Annotated in this window: 8 protein-coding genes; 3 read left to right on the forward strand and 5 right to left on the reverse strand. The window is 61.5% G+C overall.

Features of this window, described 5'->3' with window-relative positions; translation table 11 throughout:
- Positions 1-15 precede the first annotated feature (15 nt).
- On the reverse strand, positions 16-369 hold the full coding sequence (locus ACOHWE_RS17640; protein ID WP_012187321.1) for a hypothetical protein: 354 nt from the start codon (positions 367-369) through the stop codon (positions 16-18).
- Positions 370-581: 212 nt separating this feature from the next.
- Here ACOHWE_RS17640 and ACOHWE_RS17645 point away from each other — a divergent pair, with 212 nt between their 5' ends.
- The 3 genes from ACOHWE_RS17645 to ACOHWE_RS17655 all read left to right on the forward strand — a co-directional run bounded on the left by ACOHWE_RS17645 (position 582) and on the right by ACOHWE_RS17655 (position 1,611).
- Positions 582-833, forward strand: coding sequence for a hypothetical protein (locus ACOHWE_RS17645; protein ID WP_133358606.1), 252 nt, complete (start codon positions 582-584; stop codon positions 831-833).
- Between the two features lie 124 nt (positions 834-957).
- A complete protein-coding gene (locus ACOHWE_RS17650) occupies positions 958-1,215 on the forward strand; it encodes a helix-turn-helix domain-containing protein (protein ID WP_095589388.1) in 258 nt (85 codons plus the stop codon).
- A gap of 168 nt (positions 1,216-1,383) precedes the next feature.
- Entirely contained in the window at positions 1,384-1,611 is a 228-nt protein-coding gene (locus tag ACOHWE_RS17655; protein ID WP_420668047.1) for a hypothetical protein, read from the forward strand.
- 118 nt (positions 1,612-1,729) lie between these two features.
- Here the strand turns inward: ACOHWE_RS17655 and ACOHWE_RS17660 are convergent, their stop codons facing one another.
- From ACOHWE_RS17660 to ACOHWE_RS17675, 4 genes are all read right to left on the reverse strand, one after another.
- The gene (locus ACOHWE_RS17660; RefSeq protein WP_420668048.1) at positions 1,730-2,476 is read right to left on the reverse strand and encodes a hypothetical protein; all 747 of its coding nucleotides are present in this window, start codon (positions 2,474-2,476) and stop codon (positions 1,730-1,732) included.
- 191 nt (positions 2,477-2,667) lie between these two features.
- Complete coding sequence (locus ACOHWE_RS17665) at positions 2,668-3,927, reverse strand: allantoate amidohydrolase (RefSeq protein ID WP_420668049.1); 1,260 nt, start codon at positions 3,925-3,927, stop codon at positions 2,668-2,670.
- Between the two features lie 51 nt (positions 3,928-3,978).
- Positions 3,979-4,779, reverse strand: coding sequence for a dimethylarginine dimethylaminohydrolase family protein (locus ACOHWE_RS17670; RefSeq protein ID WP_420668050.1), 801 nt, complete (start codon positions 4,777-4,779; stop codon positions 3,979-3,981).
- Between the two features lie 139 nt (positions 4,780-4,918).
- Positions 4,919-10,765: an amino acid adenylation domain-containing protein gene (locus ACOHWE_RS17675; RefSeq protein WP_420668053.1), complete on the reverse strand. Its 5,847-nt coding sequence runs from the start codon at positions 10,763-10,765 to the stop codon at positions 4,919-4,921.
- Positions 10,766-10,776: the final 11 nt, after the last annotated feature.

The following is a 10,776-nucleotide window of genomic DNA, read 5'->3' on the forward strand; positions in this document are numbered from 1 at the left end:
CAGAAAAGGAGAAGGCTACTTGCTGCTGCCCTTGTCGGTTGCAGCCAGCTTGTGCGTTGTCCGCTGGCCCTCCTCGAGCGGGACATCCGCATGGGAGAAGCCGATCCCGATGAGGAAAGAGACCACGCCGGTGATGGTTTTGAACTCGCGGATCTTGATGTCGTTGTAAGTCGTCCGGGTTCGAGCGGTGACCAGCAGTTTCTCGACACCTTCGTCAGAGACGACACGCATGATCCAGACCCCGTAATAACTCGGGCCTTTCTTGTGTGCCGACTCCTGGCACAGGATTTCTGCGCTATAGCCACTTTCCACGAGTTCGCGGAAACGTGCTTCCGTAACCACATTTGGTGCTTCGATGTCCCAGTTCATGGCCCGGCTCACGCTTTCTTCAAACGCGCAACGCCCGGGCATTCCCACTTGAAGCCCAGAGTTACGATAGTATATTATTAACCGCAAGATATAATGCGGCAGATACGGCTGTATCTCGGTTACTCAAACTCTAGGCACGGCCAGTGTCTGCGATCAAGGAGATAACTGGTTTGAGAAACCCGAGGTTGATATGCCTGCTCCCATTGCAAGCTCTGGCCCTTTTGATCTGCGTTCCCGGGCCGGTTTTGGCGGAATCCTGCTTCGCTCCGCCCCGTCCTTTCCTGCCAAGTGATTCGCAGGCCGCGCGGGACTATGCGGCTATCATCCGCAGCGATTTCGAAAATTACATCCAGGATATCCAGAGCTACTTCCGTTGTCTTGACAGCGAACGCGCCCGCGCTTTCGAAGAAGCGCGGGAAGTCAGCGAGGACTATGGCCGATTTCTGCAATTGGTAGGGGATTGATGGGCAGCCTCGGGAGCATCAGACTAGCAGCCCGTGAAAACCAGACGCCGATAACACCCTCAAATATCTACTTTTTAGATAACAGATTTCATCCGCTAGCGACGTCACAAAAGGTATGTGGCGCGTGTCGAAAACTATCTGGAGTACCGGGCATCTGGCCCTTTGTCGATCTTTGGTCGAGGCCCGAAATAGAGCGGGTCTGGGGCAGAAAGACTTGGCGGACAGGCTCGACTGTCATCAGTCTCTCGTGGCGCGCATTGAAAGTGGCCAGCGACGGATCGACGTTGTCGAGTTCATCGTATTGTCCCGGGCGCTTGGCTTCGACTTATCGGAGGTTCTGGCGATCGTCGAAGCCGCCACGGAGCCCGACCATAAAATTTGAGAACAATGCAGTTTTGGGACGCTCCGCATTGTGGGTCCCCATGTGAAATGAGCTCCTCAACAAAGAGCAGATAGCCACCATCCCCCAAAGCGCGGCATGCCGTGCAGGCGAGCGCCGCAGCTCGTCGCGCTGCAAAATCAGAGCCACAGTGCAGGAAGTCAGTAAACAGTGAACGATGATAAAGGTGAGGGCGTCGCGATCGCCAATCTGATCGGGACCGATGGGTGCAGCATTGTTGGTTGGGTTTATCGCTGGAGTACAGGCGGGTATGCGGTGATGTGGGACGTCCACGGACCCCAGCCGGTGTCGGAAATCCGGCCGGATCTCACTGCGGAACAGAAACTGGAAATTGACTTCGACGCGCTCACGAAGATCGGAAGAGACGAGGGCGGGTGAGGTGAGAACCCGCAATGTTTGCCGAAATGCCAATTTGCTTGTGGACCGCGACGGGTACGCGGTGCCGTCGTACAAGTCAAAGAAGCCAAGTTCCGTGGCAAGCCAATGCGGTGGCAGGTCAGTAGTTCACCTGCTCAAAGCCGTAGTTGCCCTCGTAGTCGCGCCAATCGACGAAGACGGATCGATGATAGATACCGGGGCAATTCTGGCCCCATCGTTCGAGACCGACATGGTCGGCTGGTAGGGCGGCTATGGAAGACCTCTGCCAGGCGAAGTCACCTTGCGTCCCATATGTGCCGAGGACGACGGTGGCGCTACGGTTGCAGTCGCCGTCACGTCCGGACTCGTGCTGTCGCGCATACCGGACATCGAAGACTCGGATGGACCGTACGAAGTTGAACTCAGGTCCGCTGATATCGATGTCCGCGCGATCTTGAACGAGCTGTAGGGCTTGGTCGGCGGGAACAAGGTAAACTGGGGCGTCTGGGGTGCGCCACGCAACCGCAATTGGGTCAGTGTTATCGTTCGCTGGAAAGGATTGTCGCGGTCCTGTGCTGTTGTTTTGGAAGAACGCTTCAAAGATGCGGTCTGCGCTGTTTGATGAAGGAGAGGTTTCATAGGATGCGCCCATGGGACAGCGCCAGATCTGAAGCGGCGGTTCGACCGGCCAGGGCGTAATCCGCCGGATGAATTCGGCGCGGGCTCTGGCGCATGGCACGGAAGCAGGCCAGCCGCCAGACAGGCACAGGAGGATCGCGCAATCGATCGGGTACGTCTGCGCGCGGGCGGGCATCGGCATCGAAGTACTTGTCACAGTCAAAGCGACTGCGACCGAGGGGAGTAGTTTCTTAAGTAGGTGAAGCATGCTGACGGCTCTCTGGAACAAGGCTCAGCATACATACGATAATATACTATCGCAACACTAAGTATAAGAGCGCATAATGCGGTTTATGTTAAGTGATTGCACAGCTTTTCTAGAATTCGAGAGTCCGTCTTATGATGTATTCCATGAATGCTGCTGCAGGTTGGCCGATGGCAGAATTAGCAGGCTCAAAGCTATCTGCTCTTTAAGCCTCCAATTCTTTCCACAGCCCTAAGCAGCAGTTCCGCTCCAGCCTCTGCGTCCTCTCGAGTTACATGTTCCAAGGGGCTGTGGCTTATGCCGTCTTTGCAGCGAACAAAGATCATACCTACATCTGTGATCTCGGCCATTGCCGCCGCATCATGGCCCGCGCCGGAAGGTAATCGGAATGGGCTGTTGCCCAGATCAACCATTGCATTCTCAATTTGATCTACCATCCATGGGGCGCATTCTACACCGTCGGCCTTGTGAGAATGGTCGACATGAAACGAAACTTTTCTCCTGTCGCCAATCTCATCCAACTTCTTTAGAAAAGCATCGAGTGCTTTGACACGTACTTCGTCTTGAGCGGCCCGCAAATCTACCGAAAAAATTGTTTTGTCTGAAACTGTGCCTGTTGCTCCGGGAACGACTTCGATTTGGCCAACCGTTCCGACAGTATCTTCAGACTCCGATGCGATAGCCTCCAAGGCAAGAACGACTTCACTGACCGCAGCCAATGCGTCGCTTCTTGTTTTCATCGAGACTGAACTTGCAACACCTGTTTCTCCGAAAACCGTTACAGTCATCCTGTTTGCGCCTGCGATAGCTGTTACGGCCGCCGTTGCACGGTTCTCTGCTTCGAGAACAGGTCCCTGTTCGATATGGACCTCAAGATAACACCGAATATCACCTGGCTTGCGTGCTGCTTCACCGATCTTTTCAGGGTTTAGCCCGAAATCACGCATCGCCTGATCAAGCGAGATTCCGTCTTTGTCCTTACGAGCCAGAACGGCAAGATCAAACGTGCCCGCAATCGCGCGGCTGCCAAGGAAAGTAGATTGATACCGAACTCCTTCTTCATCTGCGAAGCAAACCACTTCAATTGCGCTATCAAATTGGACGCCGCGGTCGTTTAAAGTTTGCACAACCTGAATGGCACTTAAAACACCCAACGGACCATCGTATTTTCCTGCGTCCACTACGGAGTCGCCGTGGCTGCCAATCATGATCGCTGGTGCATTCGGCGTCCGGCCTTCATATCGACCTATGACATTTCCAACGGCGTCCTCACGGACGGCCATACCAGCTTGTTTCATCCAGCTCGCAACGAGGTCATTTATCTGACGATGTTCAGGAACGTAACATCTTCGAGTCAGATTGTTGGGATCCTCAGAGATTGCAGCCATGATCTCGATGCGCCGCATAATGTCTGTGTCATTGTCTGGCACATGCCCGTTTTCTGAGTTCGACATCTTGCTTCTCCGCAAAACGCTTGTCTGTCGTCAGGGAACCGAGCTGACGTATCAGCCCCGCAGGATCGGTCGAGTAAGACACGTCGGACCGCCCTCGCACGGGATACAGAGCTCGGTACCGGAAAAGGTTGACACCTCGCACCCTGCCGAACGCATCAGTTCGAGAGTCGCCTCGCACTCCTCAATCGCTATGCAACGGCGAGGCCCGGTCGCCAACACGTTGACGTTCATGCCACCGGTTGCTTCGAACTCCTTGCGGGGTGCCGCGAGCAGCTCCCATCCGCACTCGGTGAGGTACTGGTGTAGCGGTGCGGGCAGCAGCGGCAGGTACACGAGCGCGAGGTTGTGGTCGAGCGGACTCACGAGCGACATTAGGTGCAGGCACGCCTCAGGCCCTTCGTGAAACGGCAGCCCGAACGACAAGACCTCGATGCCGTATGGCTCGAGAATTGCCGCCAGCTGAGTGAGCCCGCTGCTGTTGGTTCGGAACCCTCGCCCGGCCAGCAAGGTGGTGGGCGTTCCCCAGAAGAGATCGCCGCCTTCGACGGTTCCGGGCGCCTCGATCCGGCCGATGATCGGCACCCCAGACCGTCGATAGAACGCTTCGTGCAACTCGACCTCGCCCCGACGGAGTTCTTTGCCGGGGCGTAGCAGGATCGCCCCATGGGGCGCCATGAACGACGGGTCGTAGGTGAAGACCGAGTCCGCGAGGTCAGCTCCGTCGCCGTCGATCCACATGATCTCCACGTCGGCTTTGCCCAGCAACCCCACCAGCGCGTCGTACTGCGACTGGAGTGCATCGGCCTCGATGGGCTTGGTGTAGTGCCAACGGGCCGGATCGGCGGTTCGCATGGCTCCTGGTGGCCGCATCGCCACCCGTTGCAGCGGCCCTGCCATCGAGCCGACGCCGTAGGTGGAGCTGCGAGCGCAAGCCGACAGGCCAGCGGTGGCATCAACGCTTGGGTACGTCCGTGTCGAGGTCACCAAACGATCAGGCCTCTCCGAGTGCCACGCGAACGCTCTTTGGTCGCATGTCGGTCCAGAGCCGTTCGATCTCGTCGAGACAGTCAGACTTGGGACGGGGGTCGCCGATGGTGTGCCAGCCCGAGGGAGCTTGGGTGTCGCTGCGCCAGATCGAGTACTGCTCCTCATCGTTCACGACGATTACATAGAGATCGCTGGACATGATTTTTTCTCCTGACGTGGGATGATCTTCGTTGGACTCTTCGGCGCGGATGACGCCAGCGCAGTTCGTTGCCGCACCGCGTCTCGGTTGCCCGTGGGCTGCATTCCCAGTCGCCGCGGCGATGGCTGCGGTAAGTGTCGGTGCTTCGAGGAACCAATCGCGAGGCACGACGTCGGAACCCGTCCGGCGGCGAACTGAACGAAAGAACGCGTTCAGCTTGGCGGCGTTGCCACCGGCGGAGAAGAAGTCCGTACCGTCCTCGGCCGACCCGACAGCGTCGGTCCAAGCACCGCGGATGGCATCGGCGATCTCCTCGGCGCCTTCTGGGGTCGACGGCGACCGACGGTCGACCTCCGCAGCCGGGTCTCGGTGTGCTCTACCCGGTCGATGGAGCCGGCGTTCACCCAGGGCGCCGTAGTCGACCTTGCCTGCCGGCGTGAGCGGAATGTGATCGGCGACCGAGTACCGCGACGGAACCATGTAGCGCGGAAGCCACTCCGCAGCGAAGGAATCGACGACGGCGAGATCGATCGTCGTGTCCGGCGCCTTGGCGAGGTGCGCCGTCAGGCTTCCGTTGGACGCTGGGTGGACACAGGCGTCGTCGACCCCGGGCGCGTCGCGCAAGATCGCCTCGACCTCCGACGGCTCGACACGGTACCCGTGGATCTTGAGCTGACCGTCGATCCTGCCCAGGAACTCGATGTTGCGCTCTGCGTCACTCGAGTAGGCAGCGAGATCCCCCGAGCAGTACATCCGCTTGCCCGCTTCGGCCGCAAAGGGGTCCGGCACGAAGCGGGCCGCGGTGACACGCGGCTGGTTCAGGTAACCCCACGCCACACCCTCGCCACCGATCACCAACTCGCCGGGGGCGCCCGGCCGCATCGGCCGGTTTTGTTCATCGAGCACGTACATCGCCATGTTGGCGATCGGCGCGCCGAGGGGCAGCACCGACCGCTCGCTGGCGGCGTCTCGGAGCGGGTACGTGCTGCAGCCAACGACGGTTTCGGTGGGGCCGTACTCGTTGAGGACTGGGGTCTCGTTGCCGACTATCGACCGGATCTTCTCGGCGGTCGCCGGGGTACAGGCTTCGGCACCGACCACGACGGTGGCGATGTTGAAGAGCGCGCCCGGCGCGGCCGCGTCGTGGACGACTTCGAGCTGGGACGGTGTGGCCTTGATCATCGAGTACACAGCACCGTTATTGAGGCTCTCGGCCAGGCCGAGCACACCGCCGAACCGATGCCGGAGAACTTCGACGGTCGTGCCGGCGACCAGCGGCCCGAACAGGGACGGGAAGATCAGGTCGGCGCTGATCGCAGACTGGACCGGGGTCCGCTGCGCGGCGGCGTAGCCGTACGCGTCGAGCGACCACAACATGTAGTTCGCGAGCCCGCGATGAGGGACGAGAACACCTTTGGGCCGACCTGTCGACCCAGACGTGTACATCAGATAGGCGAGATCGTCGCCGGTCGGGGGGTTGGCCTGGGCGGCGTCAATGGGGACCTCTCCCAACGAAGCGAGGTCGAACAAGTGGTGCGGTGCGGCGGCGAGGAGATCGTCGTCTTCGGGCATCTCGTCTGCGGCGCACAGCACCAACCGGGGGCGACAGTCGACCACGATCTGCTTCACGCGGTTTGTTGGCCATCCGGGATCGAGCACCACGAACGCGGCCCGGCACGTCCAGATGGCGATGATCGAAACGAGCGCGCCGATCCCCGGCCCCGACCGCAGTCCGACGACGTCTCCCGGCTGGCAACCGTTGTCGACAAGCCTTTGTCGAGCGGCGGCCACCATCGTCGCCAACTCGTCGTAGGTCGCCTCGAGGTCGCCATCGACCACCGCAAGCGCAGTTCCCAGATGCTCGAGGTTGTGCATGATGGTCTCGACAATGGTCTGGTTCACCAGCGAGGGATCGTTGACACCGTTTCGAGCCAGTACCGTCGCCAACTCGGAGCTCTCGAACCGGGCCGCGTCAGCAGGCGATGTGGTTGGGTCGTCGACAAGCGCGGCGAGCCCGGCCATGTAGAGCGCTACGAGTTCGTCCGAGGTGCGCTGCTCGAACGGCGGGGCGTGGACCTCCAAGGTCACGCTGGCCTGACGGTCGTCGGCACCGATCCGCAGCCTCGGGGCTGTAATCAGGAGCTGGTAGGCGAAGTTCGAGGGCTCGCTGTGGGGTCCGCCCTGCAGCTCGAGGCCGGTCTCGTCGTCGACGTAGTCGTGGAGAACCCGGAAGTCGACGAAGTTGAAGGTCGCGTCGAACGGGACGTCGCTCCACCCGGCGATGGACTTGACGTCGACCAGCGGCAACATCCTCGCGTCCCAGTTCGAGGTGATCTGGGCGTCGACCTCGGCCACGAGGTCCGCCCACGAATGGCGGACGTCGCCGCTGACGGGGAGAGAGTTCAGAAAGAGGCCAACCGCGTCGACCGCACCGGGGAGGTCGGGACGGGTGTGGTTGGCAACGCCGCTCGTGACCACGGGCTGCGCGGTCATCGCCGACAGCACCGACAGATGGACCGCCAGGAACACCGACGATGGCCGAGCGTCGAGCGCGCGGGCCACCTCGATTACAGCCTGCCAGGTTTCGTCGGGAATCGGGCTGGTCGTGCCGATGGTGCGACGATCCGGGTCCGGTTGGGACGGCCCAACCTTTGTGTCGGGCATGGAACCGACTCGTTCCGACCAGTACCGGGCGACCTCGGGCGCGTTACGGGCCTGCTGCTCTCGTCGAACGTGCGCAGCCATGCCGTACGCGGCGGGTTCGACCTGTTCGGGCGGATGCGCCCCTCTCGTCGCGCTCGCCGCGTAACGACCGAAGACACCGCGGAGCACGGTGTGCAGGCTCCAGCCGTCGAGGATCGGATGGAACTCGGTGACCAGCACCGTCGTGCGGTCCTCACCGAGCACGATGTTCCATCGCAGCAGTGGCGGGGTGATCGGATCGAACGAAGCCTGCCCCTCCGACGCCATCAAGTCGTCGACGATGACGGACGCAGGACGGCCGAGCGCGACCGCGTCGTGCACCGCGACCGATGGAATGACGTTGCGCCAGATCAACTGGAGCGGATCGGCGTAGCTCGCGAGGTCGAAGGAGGTCCGGAGCGCGTCGAATTGCTGGGTCACACCGTGGATCGCGTCGACCAGACGTCGCGCGACCAGGCGGCTTCCAACTTCGAACGCGGTGACGTTGTGGTAGTCTTGGCGGGTTCCCGACGTTCGCATGTGGAACATCATCGCCATCTGGAGCGCCGATGTCGGGAACGCATCGACAAGAGCGTCGCCGAAGTCGTTCGCAAGCGCGTCGCGATCGCTCTCGGACACCAAGCTGAAGGGTTCTGGCGGGGCCGCAGCGTCGCGGGGAGCCGACGGCTCGCCCATGGTCGAGGCGAGCTTTTGAATGGTGCGGGCCGAGATGAGATCCGACGTCGAGACGTCGTACCCATAGCCGATCAGTTCTTCAATGATCGACACCGCTGACAACGAGTCGCCACCAAGCGCGAAGAACGACCGGTCGACGGAGACCTGGTCGGCATCGAGCCCGAGGTGACGCCCCCACGTCCGAGCAAGCAGGCGCTCCGCGTCTGACGAAGGTGCCATCGCCGGTGCGGTATCGAGGCTCGTCCAAGCCTCGACCGCCAGTCGGTCTCGATCGAGCTTGCCGTTCACGGTGAGCGGCATCCGCGACACCAGCCGGTAGCTCCTCGGGATCATATAGCTCGGAAGGTCGTCCGTGAGCGCCCCGGCCAGATCCTCCGACGAGAGCGTGGCGTCCTCCGATGCGGACGTATGGTCCGCCGCGATGACATAGGCCACGAGCGTCGGCGAGCCACCGATCGTTTCGACCACGCATGCGGCTTCGGACACCGTGGCGACGCGACGCAGCGCGGCTTCGATCTCGCCGATCTCGATACGGAACCCGCGGATCTTCACCTGCTGATCGATGCGTCCGAGGTATTCGATCGCGTCGCGGCCCCGCCGACGGCCGGCGTCGCCGGAGCGGTACATCCGAGCGCCCGGCGGCCCGTTCGGGTCGGGCACGAACTTGGTCGCAGTGGTGCGCGGGTCGCCCCAGTACCCACGGGTGACACCAATGCCCGACACACAGATCTCGCCGACGAACCCATCGATGGTCGGATCTCTGCCTTCCCAATACAGCTCGGCGCCCATCCCGTCGTGCGGCAGGCCGATGCGCACCGCATCGAGGTCGAGGTCGCCAGGCCCGGCTTGATGGCACGTGACGTGGACGGTCGTCTCGGTGATGCCGTACATGTTGAGCAGCACCGGTGTGTGAACCGGGGCGGCGAGGGTCCGCGCCACCAACGCCGACTTCAGCGTCTCGCCCCCGAACACGACGAGCCGGAGCGACGTTTGATCGAACGACTCGACAAACCCGGGGTGGCGATCGAGCATGCCGTAGGCGCTCGGTGTCTGGCTCAAGACCGTGATACCGGCGTCGGCGATCGCCTGGGTCATCTCGTTCGGATCGCGCACCGTCTGTGGCGAGAGCACGGCAACGGCGCCGCCGGTTGCGAGCGGAAGCCACATCTCGAACACCGAGAAATCGAACGCCGACGAATGCGCCATGCCCCACACGTCTGTCGCGGTTGCCGCAGTCGGCCGCGCGGTCGAACGCACCATCGCATCAAGGTTGTTGCGCGTGACCACAACCCCCTTTGGCTCACCGGTCGAGCCCGAAGTGAAGATCATGTACGCTGCGGTTGCGCCAGCGAAACGTGTCGAAGGGCGCTCAACCTCGATTGGAACGCCTGCTGAGAGACCGCCGAGCCCCTGTTCGCCGCGCTCACTCCAGAGGTCAGCCGCAGTTACATGCCGGACGGGCTGCACAATCTCGAGAATCCGCTCGAGCCGAGCCGAGGGTGCCTCAGGATCGACGGGGACATACAACCCGCCGGCGAGCATGGTGCCGAGGGCGCTGACGATGAACTCCACAGAACGTTCGAGTTGAAGCACAACCGGCTGTTCGGGGCCGACGCCATTTGCACAAAGCTCGGCTGCGCACGCGACCGCCCGTGCCCGCAACTCGCCGTAGCTGATGGTTCGACGACCGTCGATGATTGCCGGCTGGTCGGGCCGATTGTCGGCGTGCTGGAAGAAGGCACCGAGCACCGATGACCCCTCCGTGAACAACCCGGCCTCCGACATCGGTGTCGCTGCGATCGTGGCTACCGGGCTTCTAGTGATCGACTTCGTACTCGACAGCGTTGGCTGGTCATGGTCTTCACAGAGATTTTCGAGCGACCGCACGATGAGGCCGAGCATGGACTCAGCGGCCTCTTGGTCGAGCAGCGTGCCGTCGGAGGCCAACTGAAGCTTGATCTGGTCGCCATCATGGAAGGTTAGCTCGATCGGTGACTTCCCGACCGAAGGCATGATGTCGAGCGGCACGACCTTGATGTCCGTGAGGGCAAGATGATCGCCCCAGGCATCGCCGGCCGAGAGCACCGCCTGGACGAGTGGGGGGTGCGACGCGCTGCGCTCGACCTCCAACGCATCAAGTACCGACTCGAACGGAACGTCACGATGTTCGATCGCCTCCGATACCGTTCGACGAACACCACGCAACAACTCTCGGAACGGCATATCCTCATCAACCGACGACCGCAGCACCACCGTGTTCAAGAAACACCCAATCGCCTCGCGAA

This window comes from Cribrihabitans neustonicus, from assembly GCF_048820895.1.
GTDB classification, from domain to species: Bacteria; Pseudomonadota; Alphaproteobacteria; order Rhodobacterales; family Rhodobacteraceae; genus Cribrihabitans_A; species Cribrihabitans_A neustonicus.

Excerpts from the sequence above, each read along its gene's own strand:
- ACOHWE_RS17665 (WP_420668049.1), bottom strand. The coding sequence starts at position 3,927 with ATGTCGAACTCAGAAAACGGGCATGTGCCAGACAATGACACAGACATT.
- ACOHWE_RS17670 (WP_420668050.1), bottom strand. The coding sequence starts at position 4,779 with ATGCGAACCGCCGATCCGGCCCGTTGGCACTACACCAAGCCCATCGAG.
- ACOHWE_RS17660 (WP_420668048.1), bottom strand. The coding sequence starts at position 2,476 with ATGCTTCACCTACTTAAGAAACTACTCCCCTCGGTCGCAGTCGCTTTG.
- ACOHWE_RS17640 (WP_012187321.1), bottom strand. The coding sequence starts at position 369 with ATGAACTGGGACATCGAAGCACCAAATGTGGTTACGGAAGCACGTTTC.